General features: G+C 68.0%; 11 protein-coding genes. 1 reads left to right on the plus strand and 10 read right to left on the minus strand.

Features of this window, described 5'->3' with window-relative positions; all coding sequences use genetic code 11:
• Positions 1–11 precede the first annotated feature (11 nt).
• The 7 genes from SNA_RS29545 to SNA_RS29575 all read right to left on the minus strand — a co-directional run bounded on the left by SNA_RS29545 (position 12) and on the right by SNA_RS29575 (position 6,814).
• Positions 12–1,205, minus strand: a complete 1,194-nt coding sequence (locus SNA_RS29545) for a cytochrome P450 (protein ID WP_030066014.1) — start codon at positions 1,203–1,205, stop codon at positions 12–14.
• A gap of 429 nt (positions 1,206–1,634) precedes the next feature.
• The gene (locus tag SNA_RS29550) at positions 1,635–1,838 is read right to left on the minus strand and encodes a ferredoxin (RefSeq protein ID WP_030066015.1); all 204 of its coding nucleotides are present in this window, start codon (positions 1,836–1,838) and stop codon (positions 1,635–1,637) included.
• A gap of 3 nt (positions 1,839–1,841) precedes the next feature.
• Complete coding sequence (locus SNA_RS29555) at positions 1,842–3,044, minus strand: cytochrome P450 (RefSeq protein WP_030066016.1); 1,203 nt, start codon at positions 3,042–3,044, stop codon at positions 1,842–1,844.
• Positions 3,045–3,427: 383 nt separating this feature from the next.
• Positions 3,428–4,219 (minus strand): ABC transporter permease, encoded by a 792-nt coding sequence (locus SNA_RS29560; protein ID WP_030066017.1) that lies wholly within the window; start codon positions 4,217–4,219, stop codon positions 3,428–3,430.
• Positions 4,219–5,196, minus strand: coding sequence for an ATP-binding cassette domain-containing protein (locus SNA_RS29565; RefSeq protein ID WP_241779892.1), 978 nt, complete (start codon positions 5,194–5,196; stop codon positions 4,219–4,221). The genes SNA_RS29560 and SNA_RS29565 overlap by 1 nt, the downstream gene beginning before the upstream one ends.
• 166 nt (positions 5,197–5,362) lie before the next feature.
• On the minus strand, positions 5,363–6,238 hold the full coding sequence (locus tag SNA_RS29570) for a DUF4097 family beta strand repeat-containing protein (protein ID WP_030066019.1): 876 nt from the start codon (positions 6,236–6,238) through the stop codon (positions 5,363–5,365).
• A gap of 51 nt (positions 6,239–6,289) precedes the next feature.
• Positions 6,290–6,814, minus strand: a complete 525-nt coding sequence (locus SNA_RS29575; protein WP_030066020.1) for a hypothetical protein — start codon at positions 6,812–6,814, stop codon at positions 6,290–6,292.
• Between the two features lie 419 nt (positions 6,815–7,233).
• On the opposite strand from SNA_RS29575, the gene SNA_RS29580 reads away from it, so the two are divergent.
• Entirely contained in the window at positions 7,234–8,370 is a 1,137-nt protein-coding gene (locus SNA_RS29580; protein ID WP_241779893.1) for an acyltransferase family protein, read from the plus strand.
• 107 nt (positions 8,371–8,477) lie between these two features.
• Here SNA_RS29580 and SNA_RS29585 read toward each other — a convergent pair whose 3' ends face one another.
• The 3 genes from SNA_RS29585 to SNA_RS38720 are packed head-to-tail and all read right to left on the minus strand — an operon-like array spanning position 8,478 to position 18,267.
• Positions 8,478–8,705, minus strand: a complete 228-nt coding sequence (locus SNA_RS29585; protein ID WP_030065796.1) for an MbtH family protein — start codon at positions 8,703–8,705, stop codon at positions 8,478–8,480.
• Positions 8,706–8,759: 54 nt separating this feature from the next.
• Positions 8,760–10,109, minus strand: a complete 1,350-nt coding sequence (locus tag SNA_RS29590; RefSeq protein WP_044367628.1) for a lysine N(6)-hydroxylase/L-ornithine N(5)-oxygenase family protein — start codon at positions 10,107–10,109, stop codon at positions 8,760–8,762.
• A 10-nt stretch (positions 10,110–10,119) separates the two neighbouring features.
• Complete coding sequence (locus SNA_RS38720) at positions 10,120–18,267, minus strand: amino acid adenylation domain-containing protein (protein ID WP_052809011.1); 8,148 nt, start codon at positions 18,265–18,267, stop codon at positions 10,120–10,122.

Genomic DNA, 18,267 nt, shown 5'->3' on the forward strand with positions numbered 1-18,267 from the left:
TCCTCGGGCGATCAGCCGACGATGACCGGGAGCCTGGTCACGCCGTTGAGATTGGGGCTGGTCATGAACGTGGGCGGGTCCTGCGGGTCGCAGCGCAGCTGGGGGAAGCGGTCGAAGAGCGCGTTCATCGCGACCCTGCTCTCCCGCCTGGCCAGGGCCGCGCCGATGCAGAAGTGGACGCCTCGGCCGAAGGAGAGGTGCGGGTTGGGCTCGCGAGCCGGATCGAAGGTGTATGGGTCAGTGAAGACCTGCTCATCGCGGTTGGCCGTGGGGATCCACACTGCCACCATCTGGTCGGGCCCGATGGTGGCGCCGCCCAGTTCGGTCTCGGTGTTGGTCACCCGCACCATCGATGCGATCGGCGCGAAGTAGCGCAGCGACTCCTCAAGCAAGGTAGGAACCAGGGCGCGGTCCGTGCGCACCGCCCGGTCGACTTCCGGGTAGGCGTCCAGGCACAGCACGGTGCTGCCGATAAGCAGGGTGGTCGTGACGTGCCCGGCGACGAGCATGGCGTTGGCGAAGTTGGCGATCTCGTTCTCGGTCAACCGCTCCCCATCGACCTCGGCCTCCACTAGCCCGGTGACCAGATCGTTCCGTGGGTTGGTACGGCGCTCCTTCGCCAAGTCCCTCAGATAGTCGGTGAGATGGCGCGCCTGCTCCATAACAGTTTCGATCTCGCTGTCGAGGCCGTCGCGTTCGAGCAACGAGAACTCTGTGGTGCCGCTCAGCATCCTGTCCACCCACCCGTTGATCAGGGCGTGGTCGCTGGCCGGCACACCGAGCAGTTCGGTGATGACTGTGATCGGCAGGGGGTAAGCGAAATCGGCGACCAGGTCGAAACTCTGCTGTCCCTCGACCTTGGTCAGCAGGGTGTCCACGATGGCGTGGATACGGGGCTCCAGCGCATTGATCGCCCCGGGTGTGAAGGCGTGGCTGACGAGCTTGCGCAGCGCCGTGTGCCGCGGCGGATCCAGCTGGGTGATCGTGCCCTCGTCGAACTCACTCCGCTCGGGGATGAGGCGGCCGGTCTCGGAGGAGAAGAGCTGCGGATTGTTCAGTACATGCAGGGCCTCGGAATATCCATGGACGTTCCACAAGCCGGTTGTGTCGTCGTACGCGACTCGCTCGGGCACGAGGTCCTTGTCGCCGTACAGCCAGAAGAAGCGCTTTGCGTCTAAGTTCCATCGTTCGGCAAGTGCGGACATGCTTTCCCCTGTCGTCACCAATTCCGCTGCGCACGCAGCTGAATTCATTGAGCATTTCTTACGACGTCACCCCAGTAACGCTGGAGGCTAACGCTCAGGAATTCCGCCGGAGGAAGTCTCTCAAACCGTAGCTGCCCGTGTCGATATTCCAGCTATCCGAAGACAGCGTATCGGAAAAGGAGACCGCTGCCGGTCGTGGCTCGTCCGCGGCGTGGGCACACGGGAATCCAGCGAAAATGAGCGCGATGGGCCAGAATACGGCTAAGGCCGTCGAGTCCGTGAGGGTCTTCGCGCCAGACTCAGCTTCCGCCGTCCAGTCGGCGGGGCGCAAGGCATTCGCTACTCGGGGCGGATGTCCTGTCGGCGGGACAACCTTAGGGACACCGGAAATCCGGGGCGCCATGGCGACGTGACATGGCGCCAGTTCCGTCAGCCGGGCCCGATCTCCTCGGTGATCACCCCGCACGGGCATACCTCGATGGCTTGACGGACCGCCTCATGGAGGGCAGGTGACGGCGTGGGATCCAGCAGCAGCACCCGCCCGTCCTCGTCGTCCTGATCGAACACCTCAGGCGCCGTGATGACGCACATACCCGAACTGCAGCAGCGTGCCCGGTCCGTGCTGAGGCGCATCGGTTACGCCTCGTCCCAGGTGACCGGGAGCCGCTGCACACCGTAAACGCTGCCGGTGTAGACCTGCACGTCCTCTGGCCGAACCGCCAGGCGCAGGGTAGGAAACCGGGTCAGCAGCGCGGGGTAGGCGACACGCATTTCGACGCGGGCCAGCTGCTGGCCGAGGCACTGGTGGATGCCGTGGCCGAAGGCCATGTGCCCGATGGCGCGGCGCCGCAGGTCGAGGCAGTCAGGGTCGGCGAACCGTGCCGGGTCCCGGTTGGCGGCGTGCAGCGAGACGGTGACCGTGTCGCCCGCCTTGATCAGCTGCCCGCCCAACTCGACGTCTTCGAGCGCCGCCTTCGCCTCAGTGTGGATGACGGTGAGATAGCGCAGCAGTTCCTCGACGGCGCTGTCGGCGAGGTCCGGGTCGGCAGACAGGGCGGAGAACTGGTCGCGGTGGCTCAGCATGGCGAAGACGCCGAGCGCGATCATGTTCGCGGTGGTGTCCAGGCCCGCACCCAGCAGGACAGTTCCGATCGCCGCGAGTTCCTCGTCGGTAAGATCCGTCGTGGTCAGGTCGCTCAGCAGGTCATCGGCCGGCTTGGCACGCTTTGCGGCGACCAGCTCGTGCATGTACTCATCCATCGCGGTTACCGCGGCGTACACCTCGTCTTCCGTGGCATCGAGCGAGTTCATGATCCTCGCGTCACGCTGGAACGCATCGCTGTCCGCAGCGGGCACACCGAGCAGTTCGCAGATGGTCAGCGCGGGTATGGGGTATGCGTAGGCACTCACCAGATCGACCGACGGCCCCTGCTTCTCCATAGCGTCCAGGTGCTCGGCGGTGATCTGCTCGATGCGGGCAGTGAGCTGCTTCATCCGGCGAACGGTGAACTGACCGGTCAGCAGCTGCCGATAGCGGGTGTGCTCGGGCGGGTCCATCGCATGGAAGTGCCCCACCGGGGCGGGGGGCAAGACGATGTCCGCCCCGCCGGGAAAGGGGAAGTGAATGAGCTCCCGCCGCGTACTGAACCGTGTGTCGGCCAATACTTCGCGGGCGAGCGCATAACCGGTCACTAGCCAGCCCACATGCCCGTCAGAATAGGACATTCGACTGATCGGGTGTTGCTCGCGTAGCGGGGCGAGCTCTTCCGGCGGATCGAAGGGGCAGCCAGAGGGGCGCGTAAACGGTAACGGCGCTGCCTCGGGGAGGGTTTCGCTCACGTTGATTCCTTACTACCTAATGAATCGGGTCGGCACGGCGTTACGTGAATCTGCATTTGCCGTGTGCCGACTTGCTGACCGCGCTGATGCTATCGACACGGAGATCGTCATGTAAACGGTCCGCTATTCCTGATCCATATTCCCGATGCCGGGATAATCGAATGGGTCGGTCACCGTCGGGGTGCGGCGCAGGTCATCAGGATGGGATCTGAGCTGGCCGCTGGTGATTGGGTTCCAGCGTGGACAGCACGTGCGGGCAGCGCGTCGCAGCGTGTCCTGTCACCGGGACAACCGGGTGGGTGCCCGACCGGAGCGGAGCTCTGCAGCAATACGCCGGTAGGCCGCCCGCTCTTGGAGCGGACGGCTCACCGGCAACCGGTCGGTCAGGTCATCTGGGGATCGCGCTTGAACAGCCTCGCCGACCACAAGTAGCCGACCAGCGCGATACCGAGGCACCAGGCGATCGCGATGATCCAGTCGTTACCGATCGGCCGGCCCAGGAACAGACCGCGGAGCGTGTCGGCGATCGGCGTGAACGGCTGGTACTCGGTGAACCAACGCAGGCCCGAGGCCATCGATTCGGCCGGGACGAACGCGCTGGACAGGAAGGGCAGGAGCTGCAGAAGCATAGGGGTGTTGCTCGCGCTTTCGACGGTCTTGGCGGCCAAGCCGAATGCGACCGCGATCCAGGTGAGCGCGAAGCTGAGCAGCGCCACTAGGCCGAGCGCGGCGAGCCACCCGCCGATGCCTGCTGAGGGCCGGAACCCGGCGACCAGCGCAACCGCGAGCATGATGACGACGCTGACCAGCGCCTGAACCACACTTCCGACGACATGTCCGACGAGGACGGACGTGCGGGCGATCGCCATGGTGCGGAACCGATTGATGATCCCCTTGGTCATATCCATGGCCACCGAGACCGACGTCGACATGGCCGCCATGACCAGTGCCAGCAGAATGATCCCCGGCGAGAGGTAGTCCACGTAGTCAGTGCCCGCGTCCTTGCCGACAAGGCCCTTGCCCATCACGCCGCCGAAGGCGAAGACGAAGAGCAGGAACATCAGCGCCGGGATCACCACGGTGGCGAGCAGCATCGACGGATAGCGCGTGATGTGCCGCACGTTGCGGCGCACCATCGTCCACGAGTCGCTCATGGCGTACGACATCAAAGCCATCAGACCGTCTCCTTCTCTGCGTTCTCCGCTTCGTTCTCCGCCGCGGGGCGGCCAGTGAGGGTGAGGAAGACGTCGTCAAGGTCGGGAGTGTGGATGGAGAGGTTTTTCGCCACCACCGAGGCCGCGTCGAGCCGATCGAGCAGGCTGCGCATCTCCCCCAGGTCACCGTTGCTGGGCACCCGCAGCGTGAGCGCCTGGTCGTCGCGGGCGGACTCGCCCAGGACGCGGACGGCTGCGTCGAGTTCAGTGATGTCGCCGAACGTGAGAAGGATGTGGCTGCCGGGAACCAGGCTTTTGAGCTCGTCGGGTGTGCCCTGGGCGACCAGCTTGCCGTGGTCGAGCACCGCGATTCGGTCGGCGAGTTCGTCGGCCTCTTCGAGGTACTGCGTGGTCAGGAAGATGGTGATGCCCTCGTTGGCGACCAAGCCACGGATGATCTCCCACATGGTGTGCCGACTGCGGGGGTCAAGACCGGTAGTCGGCTCGTCGAGGAAGATGATGCGCGGGTTGCCGACCAGGGTCATCGCCAAGTCGAGCTTGCGGCGCATACCGCCGGAGTAGGTGCTGGCGACCTTCTTCCCGGCGTCTTCGAGGTCGAACTGCTTGAGGAGTTCGTTGGCGCGGCGTCGGCTCGCCCGACGGTCGAGATGGTGGAGGTCGCCCATCAAAAGAAGGTTTTCCTCCCCGGTGAGCATTTCATCCACCGCTGCGAACTGTCCGGTCACACCGATGGACCGGCGCACCGCATCGGGGTCTTTGGCCAGGTCGTGGCCGGCGACATGCACAGTCCCGGCGTCGGGCCGGATGAGCGTGGACAGAATCTGCACCATGGTGGTCTTGCCCGCGCCGTTCGGGCCTAGCAGCGACCAGATCCGCCCGGAGGGCACATCGAGGTCGATTCCGTTGAGAACAATTTTGTCACCGTACGACTTCCGTAAGCCGAGCGCGGTAATCGCCGGTGGAGGGGTGGTTACCAATTCTCTCTCCTTTCGCATTGCTGAGCTGGTGAAATATGCTCTTTGGGGCAGAAGCGTTGTGCTCTTCGCGGCCGGAGCTAGCGCAGCGGCGCGGTGGCGGGGCAGGCCCGTGGGTCGCTGGCGCCACATGGCGCCATCACGCAAGGCTTGGCGACGCTGTGGCGCCTTACTCGTGTGCTGACGGGCTGCGCTGTGGCGCGCGGCGGATGACGACGTCGCCGGAGCGGGTATGGGCGCGCACCTTGACCTTCTCCGCGAACTGCTCGGGACCATCTTGCTGGGCAAGGGAATTGCGTACGCTTCCGGTCCTGCTGCGCGCGTCGATCCAGGCGGCGGAGCCCTCTCGAATGCCGACGTCGAGCTGTCCCTCCGCGGTCATCAGCTCTGCCCGGCCGCGCGCCACCTCGCCGATCCGGATGCTGCCGCCGGAGGTCTGGGCGGTGACGTTCGCGTCAGCACGGTCGACGGCGATGTCTCCATTGGCCGTACCGATTTCCAGGTCCTGGGTGGCATAGCCGACCCAGATGTCGCCGTTACCGCTGTCGATCGCAGCGGTGCCGTCGATCTCGCCGATCCGCACCCGACCCGACGCCACGCTGACCGTGGCGTGCCCGCTTACGTGCTCGACCGTGAGCGGACCGTCCGCGCTGTCTGCGTGCAGCGCGCCGGTCCGGTCAAGCCGGACGTGGCCCGACGCGGTGTGAACGCGGCACTCGCCGAGCGAGCCCTCGGCGCGGATCTCCGCCTTCGCCGTCGTGGCCTCCAGGCTGGAGCCGGCCGGCAGCTCAATCGTCACATCGACCGAGCTCTCCGTCCCGATGATGCTCTTCAGCCCGCTCGGCTCCGGAGCGATGACCACCAGCCTGCCACCGGAAAAATCGACCTGGGTTTGCTCAGCCACCTTGGCATCGGATGCGCTGGCCTTGTTGCCGGGGTTGATCTGTACGGCGGTGTCGGCGCGGTCGCTGGCGACAATCCTCACCTGACCACTGGTGACACCGAGGACGACCGTGATGGGGTCGGGTGTCGGGAAGGTAGGCACTGTGTGGTCCCTCTCTGTGGATGGTTTGCTCTGCGGGGTGGCCGGCCAGGTTCAGCCGACCCAGCCGGTGAAGCGCTTGTCACGTCCGGCCGCGCGACGCGCCCGCCGGTGATTTTGGGTATCAGCCAGGGCCGCGGTGGTCACACCGACCAGGTAGGCGTTGACGGACAGCCCCTCCTCGGCAGCGGCCTCCTCGATGCGCTGCTTCAGCGGCTCCGGCGGCCGGAAGTTGATCCGGGATACGGGGCCTTCCAGACCGCTGGGGACCAGTGGCTGGCTCTCGGCCACAGGGCGACCCGGCGGCGCGGTGATGCCGTCGCCCGCGAACTCCTCATGGGCGTCGGGGAGCGTGACCACGAAATCCGGATCGCGCCCACGCAGCCGGACCTCCACTGAACCGGGCACCAGGTCCTGGGTGATCTCGTCCGCCGCGGCCGACAAAACCTCGAGCATGGTGAGCCGGGTCGCTGCCGCGACCGAGGCGACCAGCCGCTCGGCCAGGGCCGTGGCTTCATCCGACTTCGCAGCGGCCATGAGCTCGCTGCGGAGGTTGTCGATGTATGGCGTGAGGTCCATGGCGCCATCATGCGCTCGCCATGGCGCCATGTCAAGGCGCCATGGCGCCACGGCGAGAGGAGTGCCGTGGCGCCACTCGGCTCCGTCTGACCGTCAGGGCAGCAGCCGACGGCGAGCGGCGAGCACCTTCCCGCTTGTCCTGGCGACAGGACGCTTGCGAGCGCCTTGGGCAGCCGATTGCAGACACTGCCAAATTGGCCGCGACGCCATTTCCCCTTGGCCGAGTCGAATAGCGGGTTGTGCGCTGGCTCGGCTGATAAGTAGTTTGGAGATTTCCCGCTGGTACGGGCGCCCTGCCCACCCGGCGTCACTATTGTCGAAATACGCGACCCTCGCCTTCCCTGCCGACGGGCCGGGTCCCTCAAAATCTGAGGTCGAATCCAGTGCCAAATTCACCAAGACATCCATTCGCCGCCAGGTTGCCGTCTCTGACCGGATTACGATTTATCGCGGCTCTGCTCGTATTCGCCTTCCACGCTACGTGGCGGAGCAACTACATCACTGGCTCTGCCGGGGAGGTACTGGGGAAAGTATTCGCCAATGCCGGTTCCTACGGGGTCACATTTTTCTTTGTCCTCAGTGGTTTTGTGCTGACCTGGTCGGCGCGGCCGAACGACACCGCGCCACGCGTCTGGCGACGCCGGTTCGTGAAGATATTTCCCAACCATCTCGTGACGTTCGCTATGGCCGCGGCACTGATGCTCATCACGGCACAGCACTTCGTCCATCTGGATACCTTCGCGGGTCTTTTCCTCGTGCAGGCATGGGTCCCCGACATGACGGTTCCGACCGCCATGAACCCCGTCAGTTGGTCGCTATCCTGTGAGCTGTTCTTCTACCTGTGCTTCCCGGCACTGCTGTGGGCACTGAACCGGGTGCCGGTGCGCGCGCTGTGGGCGCTGGCGGGGTCGCTGGCCGCGCTGACTGTGCTGGCGCCGGTAGCCGCGCAGCATCTGATCGGCGGCGTCCCCCTGCCGCCCATCGCGGATGGCTCACTCTCCTTCGAGCAGATCTGGTTCGTGTACTTCTTCCCGCCGGTCAGGGCACTCGAATTCGTCCTGGGCATGGTGACCGCGCGGCTGATGTGCGAAGGCGTCTGGCCACGGCTGGCCCTGCTGCCGGCACTGCTGATCGCCGTAGGCGGCTATGCGATCAACTCCAACGTCCCCTACCTGTACGGCACTGGCGGCATGGCGGCGGTCTGGCTCACACCGCTGGTGGCGGCTGCCGCCGACACCGATCGGCACGGAACGAAATCACCCTTCCGGGGAAAGACGCTGGTAAGGCTCGGCGAACTCTCCTTCGCCTTTTACATGGTGCACGGGCTGGTCATCACGTACGCGCACACGTGGTTTGTCGCGAGCGGCCAGCCGTCAGCGGGTGCCCGGGGCGGGATCCTGCTCGCCGCGTTCACGGTCTCCCTGCTGCTCGCCCATCTCCTCTTCACCTTGGTTGAGTCACCAGCCGTCCGCAGATTCAGCACGGCACGACTGCGGCGCCCGGGCCTCACCCCCGTCATTCCCGACCCACAGAAGGCCCTTGAGGTCAAGGAATAGCCCTTGGCCTCAGACTCAAGCGACACAAGACCGCTCGGATCACGTCGGGCGGTGAAAAGGAATCGGGGCGGGTGCGCCATGGCGCACCCGCCCCGAGGTCTATTGGGCTAGGACGCGGCCGCGTCGGCGGCCATCGCCTGGCGCAGCCCAGCCGGACGCATGTCCGTCCAGTTCTCCTCGATGTGGTCAAGGCACTGCTGGCGGCTCTCGGGCCCCAGGACCACCCGCCACCCCGCGGGCACCTCGGCAAAGGCCGGCCACAGCGAGTGCTGGTCCTCATCGTTGACCAGGACGAAGAACGTGCCGTCCTCGTTGTCGAAGGGGTTGGTGCTCATGGTTGTTCTCTCCCTCTGGTTCGATCTCGTTCGGTGCAAAAACGTGCTGCCGGGTTACGGACGACTGCTCAGCGCGGCGGGCCCGCCTGAGGTCGAGTCGGTCTCGCGCGGCAGCCGCTCGACGATGGAATCGGCAATCTCGCCGCCGCGCACGGCCACGTTGGACAGCAGCGAGGACGAGAGCCCGTGAGTGTGCTCGGTGCCTCCCTGCACATAGAGGCCGCAGTTCAGGGGGGTCGAGGTCGCCAGCCTGTAGTCGCGCTCGACAACGTAGCTGCCGTCCTGGTCGCGGGCACAGTAGGCATCGAGATCGCCTAGCAGGTCGCCCGGGGCCATCGCGTCGTACCCGGTGGCAAAGACCACCAGGTCGACGGTGAACTCGGCGGCCTGGTCGCTGGCCAGTGAGTGGACGGTGACCTGGGTCGAGTCCCCGATGTCCTTGACGCCAGTCACCCTAGAGAGGTTGATGAACTCCAGCCTGCGGTTGCCGCTGACTTCGTCGTCGTACGCCCGCTGGTACAGGTCGTTGATCACCTCGTCGTCCACCACGGAGTAGTTCGTGTTGCGGTGGTAGCGCCAGATGGCGTCCTTGGCCCGCTGCGACCCGCCGTGGAAGTCATCGATGGCGGACGCGTCGAAGACCTCGTTGGCGAACGGGGTGTTCTCGGCGATCGAATATCCGTACGACGGCAGGATCGCGTACACGGCTGCGCCGGGCAGCGTGTCGTAGAGGAAGCGGACGACCTCGGCGGCGCTCTGCCCCGCGCCGACGACGGCGACCCGCCGGAGCGCCGCGCGGTCGCAGGTGCCGAACCGGCCGAGGAACTCCGAGCTGTGCCATACGCGCTGGTCGCGTTCGATGCCGACGGGCATCCGTGGGACCAGGCCCGTGGAGATGACCACGTTGCGGGCCGCGACGGTCGACACCGCGCCGCCGCTGCCCGCCTCGCGCACATCGACGTATACATGGTCGACCGGGGCGGCCGGGTCGGCGCGCGGTGGCAGTCTGAGTGCGATTGCCTCCGCGCCATAGGTGACCCGGTCCGTGAACGCCGACTCCGCCCACTGGAGGTAGTCGTGGAACTCCCGCCGCGTGGGGAAGAAGTCCTGTCGGTTCACAAACCGCGCCAGCCTCTCCTTTGCGTGTAGGTAGGACACGAAGCTGAATCGCGAGGTGGGATTGCGGAACGTCGCGAGGTCCTTCATGAAGGCGACCTGCATCTTGGCGGAGGGCAGGAGCATGTCGCGGTGCCAGCCGAGCGTGGTCTGGCGCTCGAAGAAGGCGGCGGTCACCGGGCGCTGGTGCTCTTCCAGCGCAATGGCCAAGGCCAGGTTGGCCGGGCCGAACCCCAGCCCCACCACGTCATAGCTGCCAGAACAGCGGCCGGACTCAGAACTTCTCATAAAGGCCCCCTCACAGTGGGTTGTCGATGTCGGCGAGCACCCGGTCGATCACCGCGCAGATCGCGGCCGCGTGCTGGGGCCGGGACATGTCGCGGTGCTCGCAGGGGATCTCGTGCTCGTGGATGTCGCGTACGTACGGCGCCCATTGGGCGGCGAAGCCGTGGTTGCCCACCGTCGCGGTAAAGAACAGCAAGTCGCCGTCGAACACGGGGGTGGTGAAGGCGTCGAGGAGCGCCGCGTGCTCAACGGTGACACTGGCCATGGTCCTGAAGAGCGAGCGGAAATCGACCCCGCCCGCCGCGCTGCCCAGGTAGTCATGCACCAGTTCCTGCGTGCGTGCGTCCTGGAGGATGTCGTCCTCGTCGAAGGCGCTGTCGGCCCCGCGCCCGCCGGAGGCGGCACTGTCCAGCATCGCCAGCAGGCCCACCTCGTGCCCCCGCCGCCGCAGTTCCACGGCCATCGCGTGCGCGAGGGTGCCGCCACTGGACCAGCCCATCAGGTAGTACGGGCCCTCGGACTGGACCGTGGCCATGTGGTCCAGATAGGTGTCAACCATCTCCTCAACGGAGCGCGCCCTCGACCGCGTCGGATCGTACTCGGGCGCCTGGAGACCGTAGAGCTGCCGGTCCGGCAGGTAGTCGACGAAGCCCATGTATGCCCAGCACAGCCCGCCACCGGGGTGGATCATCCACAGCGGTGGCCGGCGCCCCTCCGTTGTGATCGGCAGCACCGCGGCGAACGGGTCTTCTGGCGTGTCCGGCGCGGTGCCGGACCGCAGCCGCAGGGCGAGGTCGGCCACCACCGAGTGCTGGAACACCTCCCGGACCGGCACTGACACCCCCATGACCGCGGCGATCCGGCTGACCAGACGGGTCACCAGCAGCGAGTGGCCGCCCAGAGAGAAGAAGTCGTCGTCGACGCCGACCCGGTCCGCCCCGAGCACCTCGCCGAACAGCCCGGCCAGGGCTTCCTCATCGAGTGTGCGCGGCGCCCGGTACTCAGCGGCCGCGAAGACCGGCTCGGGCAGGGCCGCGCGGTCCAGCTTCCGGTTGGGCGTCAGCGGAAGCCGGTCAAGGAGGACGACCGCCGAGGGCACCATGAAGTTCGGCAGCGTCCCCGCCAGGTACTTCCGCAGGTCGCCGGGTTCGGGCTCGGCGGCCACCACATAGGCGACCAGGTGCGTTCCGGTGTCCCGGACCCTGCGAGCGATCACGGCCGCCTGGGTCACCGACGGGTGCGCCAGCAGCGCTGCTTCCACCTCACCGGGCTCGATGCGGAACCCGCGGACCTTCACCTGGTTGTCCGCGCGACCTCGGAACACCAGCTCCCCGGCAGCGGTCCATGCCGCCAAGTCCCCGGTCCGGTACATCCGCTCGCCCGGCCCGCCAAATGGGCAGGCCACAAACCTGCCGGCCGTCAGACCAGCCCTGCCCGGATAGCCGCGCGCCAAGCGGGCACCGGTGACGTACAACTCGCCCACCACACCGGGCGGAACCGGCCGCAGCCCCGCATCCAGCACGAACACCCGCATGTTGTCCATCGGCCGCCCGATCGGCACCTCCGCGCCCACCTGCTCTGGCGACAGCTCATGCACGCTTGAGCAAACGGTGACCTCGGTCGGCCCGTAGGCGTTCAGGAACACCGTGTCCGGGCAGCTCTTCGCGGCCCGCTCGACCACAGCGGGCGAGAGCCGTTCACCGCCAATCCACACCTCGCGCAGCCCGGCCAGGCACGCGGGGTCCTGGTCGACCAGGTGGTGGAAGACCGAGGTGATCAGCAAGGTCGTGGTGATCCGCTGCTCGGCCACCAGGGCCGCGAAGACGCCGGCGTCGTCGATGTCACCGGGCGGCGCCACCACGAGCCGGGCGCCGCGCAGCAGCGTCGGCCACAGCTCCCAGGTCATGGCGTCGAAGGTGTGGGGGGAGCGCAGCAGGACGCTCTCCTCCGCCGGACGCCGCCAGCGCCGGTCCGCCGCGAGCTGGACCACGCCGCGGTGGGTGATCCCGGTGCCCTTGGGCAGTCCGGTAGATCCCGAGGTGTACAGCACATAGGCAAGGCGGTCGCAGTGGCTGACGCGGTCCACCCGCGGGCCGGGCGCACCGGTGACCGCGGCGAGGTCGTCGAAGACCACGCGCGGGCAGTCGTCCTGGGCCGGGCGGGCGGCGAACTCGGCGGTGGATACGACGAACAGCGGCCGTGCATCACGCAGCATGAACGCCTGCCGCTCCGCCGGGTATTCGGGGTCGATCGGCAGGTAGGCGGCGCCGGACTTGACCACCGCCAGCAGGGCAACGATCAGGTCCAGCGACCGTGGCAGGGCCACGGCTACCACGGACTCAGCGGCGGCGCCTCGTCGGACCAGCTCAGCAGCCACCGTCTCGGCCCTGCTGTCGAGCTCGCGGTAGGTCAGGGACTCCCCGCCCGCCGTAACCGCAACCGCGTCCGGGGTGGCGTCCACCTGCCGCGCGAACAACGCCGGGATCGTGCCGCCGGGCTCCGGTACGGATGTGTCGTTTAGCTCCCTTACATGCCGCAGGAGTTCGCCGGGCTCGAGCACGTCGACCGAGCCAGCGGGGCGGGCCGGGTCTGCGGTGACCTGCTCAAGGACGTGGAGGAACCGGTTGACGAGCTTGGCGACGGTGTTCCGGTCGAAGAGGTCGGTGTCGTACTCCAGAAGGCCGAGGGCGCCGCCCCGCACGTCGGGGCTCAGGAGGAAGGACAGGTCGAACTTGGCGGTAGCGGTGCCGGGGACCGGTTCGATGCTGACCGCGAGGCCGGGCAGGCGAAGTTCGGCCCGCGGGTTGTTCTGCCAGGCCAGGACGACCTGGAAGAGCGGGTGGTAGGCGGCAGAGCGGTCGGGGTTCAGCAGCTCGACCAGGCGGTCGAAGGGCGCTTCCTGGTTGTCGTACGCGGCCAGGGCCTTACCCCTGACCTGATCGAGTATCTGCTCGAACGTCGGGTCGCCGGTCAACCGCACCCGTAGCACCCAGCTGTTGACGAAGAACCCGACCAGATCGGTCAGCGCCTGGTCTGTTCGGCCCGCGATCGGCGAGCCGATGGTTATGTCGTCGCCGCTGCCCAGCCGATGTAGCAGGGTGGCCAGGGCGGCTTGCAGCACCATCGAGGCCGTCACACTGCGGCCGCGGGACAGCTCTTCCACAGCGGCGAGCAGGTCCGGCCCGACCTCGAACTCGATCTGGTCCGCGCGACGGGCTCCCATGGCCGGGCGCGGACGGTCCACCGGCAACGGAAGCGGCTGGGGCGTTCCAGTCAACTCCCTTTGCCAATAGCCCTCTTGGGCGGCCATCACACTGCCGTCCTCGGAGTCCTGGCCGAGCATCGCCCGCTGCCAGATGGCGTAGTCCGCATATTGCACGGGCAGCGGGCTCCATTCCGGCGCCTGACCGTCCCGGCGCGCGGTGTACGCCGCCGTAAGGTCGTTGACCAGCGGGGCTGCCGAGCCTCCGTCGCCGGCGATGTGATGGAGCACCAGCGCGAGGACGTGGTCGTCCTCGGCACAGCGCAGCACTGTGGCTCGTAAGGGCATGTCAGTGGAGAGGTCGAACCGGTGCCCGGCCGCAGCCCGCATGGCGTCGGCGAGGCCGTCGGACGCGACCGGCGTGACCGGCACGTCCAGCGGCACCTCTTCTGCCGGGATGATCCGCTGATACGGCATGCCGTCCTCGTCCTCAGCGATCAGCGTGCGCAGGCTCTCGTGCCGCACGACCAGGTCGAGGAGCGCCGCCCGCAGCGCCGCCACGTCAAGCGCGCCGCGCAGCCGCAGCATGGTGGGCATGTTGTAACTGGTGGAAGGCCCTTCGAGTCGGTGCAGGAACCACATCCGCTGCTGTGCGAAGGACAGCGGCACCCGCTCCGGGCGAGTCTGCCGCACCAGGGGCTGGCGCGCGCCCGGCCCCGCGGCCAGGTGCGCGGCCAGCCCGGCCACCGTGCCGGACTCGAACACGGCCCGGACCGGCACCTCGACGCCCAATTCGGCGCGGATCCGACCGACGAGCCGTGTCGCCAGCAGGGAGTGGCCGCCCATCACGAAGAAGTCGTCGTCGACGCCGACGCGGTCGAGTCCCAGCACCTCGGCGAACAGGCCCGCCAGGATCTCCTCCTGCGGGGTTCGGGGTGCTCGCCCGTCCGTCGTACCCGCGTAGTCCGGGGCGGGCAGAGACCGCCGGTCCAGCTTGCCGCTCGGTGTCAGCGGAATGCTGCCGATGGCCACGACGGCCGAGGGCACCATGTAGTCGGGCAGCCGCTCGCGCGCGTATCCGCGCAGGGCAGTGAGCAGGGAGCCGACTTCGCGCACCCCGGCCGGGTCGTTCGACAGCGCCCTGCCGGTGTGACCACCCGGGAGATAGCTGCCGGTGAACACCCGCCCGGGCGCGGGGCCGCCCGGCCACACAACGGCGTCGAACCGGTCGACCGCGTGGGACCAGGTCACCAGCGACCCCCAGCCCTGGGCGGCGGCCCAGTCCTGGACCTCCTGCGGGTCGATACCGGTTTCCCCGTCGGTGACCTGTCCTCCCTCGCCGATTAAGCGGGCGTTGGGGATGCCCGTGATGCGTACGGGGGTGTCGTGCTTGAAGCGGCACCGTCGGCCCACGCCTGCGAGGTCCCCGACCTCGGTGCCCCACTCAAGCGTCGGCAGCTCGCCGAGGGGGACCGGACGCGCCGGGGCCTTGTGCAGGACGACTTCGTAGCGGTGCCGGGTCAGTTCGTTGTGGGCAGTGCCGGACTTCAGCCGGACATCGACGGCGGCAGCGCCATTGCGCTCGCCCCACCGTGTGAACCACTCGGGAGCCAGTACCAGTTCCTTCTCCACGAACACCGCGTGCTCCACCGCGGCCCGGAGCGCGCTGGTGGTGGCGCCGGGGTACCTGGCCTGCTGCACGGCGCGGTGCAGCAGGCCCAGCGAGCCCGCGTACCGCACATCGCCGATGACGACCCGGCCTCCTGGGGCCAGCAGCTCCATCGCCTGGCTCAGCACCCGATCGAGGTAGTCCGCGTCCGGGAAGTACTGCACCACCGAGTTCAGGACGACCGTGTCAAACCGTCCCGCCGGAAGGCCCGAGACATCGTCCGCGGCCTGGTGGCGCAGGTGTACCCGGTCCGCCCACGCAGCCGCGTTCACCTGGCTGCGCAGCCCGTCGACCGCGGCGGCGGAGAAGTCCGTGCCCCAGTACTCCTCGACGTGCGGGGAGATATGGGCAAGCAACAGGCCCGATCCAGTGCCCAGTTCGAGTACCCGGCGCGGGGACCAGCACAGGATCCGCTCGACGGCGGCGTCCCTCCACTGCCGCATCTCTGCCAGAGGGATGGCCTTGCCGGTGTAGCTGGAGTTCCAGCCGGTGAAGTCCTCGCCCAGGCCACCGTCTCCGGCGGCGTACATACGCTCGTAGACCTGCTGCCACTCTCCGACCTGTTCGTCGGCGGCCGAGCCGGCCCCGGTCACGTCCGGGACGACATAGGCCACTAGGCGCTGATCGCCTGCCTGGTCCTCGCGGGAGACCACGACCGCCTGATCCACAGCTGGGTGTCCGGTCAGGACGGTCTCGACCTCCCCCGGTTCGATGCGGAACCCGCGGACCTTGACCTGGGTGTCCGCACGGCCCCGAAATGCCAGCTCGCCCGTGGGGGTCCACGCCGCCAGGTCCCCGGTCCGGTACATCCGCTCGCCCGGCCCGCCAAATGGGCAGGCCACGAACCTCCCGGCGGTCAGACCGGGTTGGCGCAAATAGCCGCGGGCCAGGCCGGCGCCCGCCACGTACAACTCGCCCACGACACCGGGCGGAACGGGCCGCAGCCCCGCATCCAGCACGAACACCCGCATGTTGTCCATCGGCCGCCCGATCGGCACCTCTGCGCCCACCGGCTCCGAGGAAACCGGGTGGCAGGTGGCGAACACCGTCGTCTCGGTGGGGCCGTATCCGTTGACCACCGTCAGTCCCGGACAGGCGGCCAGGACGCGCTCCACCGCGGCCGGGGAGACCGCGTCGCCGCCCACCCAGACCTCGCGCAGCCCAGCCAGGCACGTCGGGTCCTGATCGACGATCACCGAGAACAGCCCGGCGGTCAGCCACAGCGCGGTGAGCCGCCGCTCAGCCACCAGCGCGGCCACGGTGGCGGCGTGGAGGTCTTCCGGGGGGCTGATCACCACCCGGCCGCCGCCGAGGAGGGGCGCCCACAGTTCGTAGGTGGAGGCGTCGAAAGTGTGCGGGGAGTGCAGCAGTACGCGGGCGTGGGCGCCGCCGCTCCAGCGCCGGTCAGCGGCCAGGCTCACCACGTTGTGGTGGGTCACCGCGATGCCTTTGGGTACCCCTGTCGAGCCCGAGGTGTACATGACGTAGGCGAGGAGGTCGCTGCGGTCCGCCGGGTGCGGTGCCTGGTCCACGGCGGTGCGCAGCGCGTCGACCGGCATGCTGGGCAGGCCATCCGGCACGGCGAGTTCCCCGTCAGTGATCACGACCGTGGGGTCCGCGTCGCGCAGCATGAACGTCACGCGCTCCGCCGGGTAGCCGGGATCGATCGGGAGGTAAGCGCCGCCTGCCTTGAGCACCGCCAGCATGCTCACCACGAGGTCGGGTGAGCGCTTGAGAGCGACCGCCACGAGGGACTCCGGGCCCACCCCTCTGCAGATGAGGTGGTGCGCGAAGGTATCGGAGAGCTGGTCGAGTTCCCGGTAGGTCAGCGTGGTCTCACCGGCCTCCAGCGCGATGGCATCGGGGGTGGCGGCCACCTGGCGCCGGAACCGTCCATGGATCGATCTGTCCGGCACGGGCACGGCGGTGTCGTTGAGCCCGTGCAGCAGCCGTTCCCCTTCGCCGGGCTCGAGGACACCGACGGAGCCGATGCTTCGGCCGGGGTCGGACACCACCTGGCGCAATACGCTCCGCAGCCGCTCGGCGATCCGCTCGACTGTGCCGCGGTCGAACAGGTCGGTGGCGTACTCGATCACTCCGTATACGCCCCGTCCCGTCGCGTCAGGGGCGAAGTTGAAGAACAGGTCGAACTTCGCGGTGGTGGTGGGCACGGGCTCAGCGATGACCTGCAGGTGCGGCAGTTCCAGGTCGAGCCGGGTGAAGTTCTGCCAGGCGAACATCACCTGGAAGAAGGGGTGGTAGGACAGCGAGCGGTCCGGGTTGAGCAGTTCGACCAGCCGCTCGAAGGGTGCGTCCTGGTTCTCGTACGCGGCCAGCGCCTTGTCCCGCACCTGCTCAAGGACACGTCCGAACGACGGGTTGTCGGCCAGGCCCACCCGCAACACCCAGGTGTTGACGAAGAACCCGACCATGTCGGCCAGGGCCTCGTCCATGCGGCCCGCGATCGGCGAGCCGATGGTGAGGTCCTCGCCACCACCAAGCCGGTGCAGCAGGACCGCGAGCGCGGCCTGGAACACCATCGACACGGTCATTCCGCGGCCGCGGGCTAGTGCCTCGATTCCGGCGAACAGCTCTGGCTCGACGGTGAAGTCGACGACGTCGCCCTGGTATCCCGCCAGCGCAGGCCGTGGCCGGTCCAGCGGCAGCGGCAGCGGCTGCGGTACATCCTCGAGCTCCTGCCGCCAGTACCTGACCTGTCTGGCCAGCACGCTGTCCTCGTCGGACTCCTCACCGAGCAACTCGCGCTGCCACAGCGTGTAGTCGACATACCGGACCGGGAGCGGCGTCCAGTCCGGCGCGCCGCCGCTCAGCCGTGCGGTGTATGCGGTGGTGAGGTCGCGGATGAACGGGGCGACCGAGCCGCCGTCGGCCGCGATGTGCTGGATCACCAGCGCGAGTACGTGCTCCTCGTCGGAGCGGCGCAGTACGCGCGCCCGTACGGGGATCTCGGTGCCCAGGTCGAAGGGGTGCTCGATCACCTCGGCGATGGCGGCGGCCTCATCCTCCGGCCGCACGCGCACCAGGGGTATGTCCAACGTCACCTCGCCGGGCGGCAGCACGCGCTGAAATGCGGTGCCGCTCTCGTCCTCGCCGATCAACGTGCGCAGGCAATCGTGCCGGAGCACGACGTCCCGTATCGCCGCGCCGAGCGCCTCGACGCCGAGGCTGCCGCGCAGCCGCAGCACCACGGGGATGTTGTAGGTGGCCGACGGGCCGGTGAAGCGGTACAGGAACCACAACCGGCGCTGAGCGAAAGACAGCGGAACCAT

This window comes from Streptomyces natalensis ATCC 27448, assembly GCF_000935125.1.
In the GTDB taxonomy this organism is placed as follows: Bacteria; Actinomycetota; Actinomycetes; order Streptomycetales; family Streptomycetaceae; genus Streptomyces; species Streptomyces natalensis.

Excerpts from the sequence above, each read along its gene's own strand:
- SNA_RS29550 (WP_030066015.1), bottom strand. The coding sequence starts at position 1,838 with ATGCGCCTCAGCACGGACCGGGCACGCTGCTGCAGTTCGGGTATGTGC.
- SNA_RS29575 (WP_030066020.1), bottom strand. The coding sequence starts at position 6,814 with ATGGACCTCACGCCATACATCGACAACCTCCGCAGCGAGCTCATGGCC.
- SNA_RS29590 (WP_044367628.1), bottom strand. The coding sequence starts at position 10,109 with ATGAGAAGTTCTGAGTCCGGCCGCTGTTCTGGCAGCTATGACGTGGTG.
- SNA_RS29585 (WP_030065796.1), bottom strand. The coding sequence starts at position 8,705 with ATGAGCACCAACCCCTTCGACAACGAGGACGGCACGTTCTTCGTCCTG.
- SNA_RS38720 (WP_052809011.1), bottom strand. The coding sequence starts at position 18,267 with ATGGTTCCGCTGTCTTTCGCTCAGCGCCGGTTGTGGTTCCTGTACCGC.
- SNA_RS29545 (WP_030066014.1), bottom strand. The coding sequence starts at position 1,205 with ATGTCCGCACTTGCCGAACGATGGAACTTAGACGCAAAGCGCTTCTTC.
- SNA_RS29560 (WP_030066017.1), bottom strand. The coding sequence starts at position 4,219 with ATGGCTTTGATGTCGTACGCCATGAGCGACTCGTGGACGATGGTGCGC.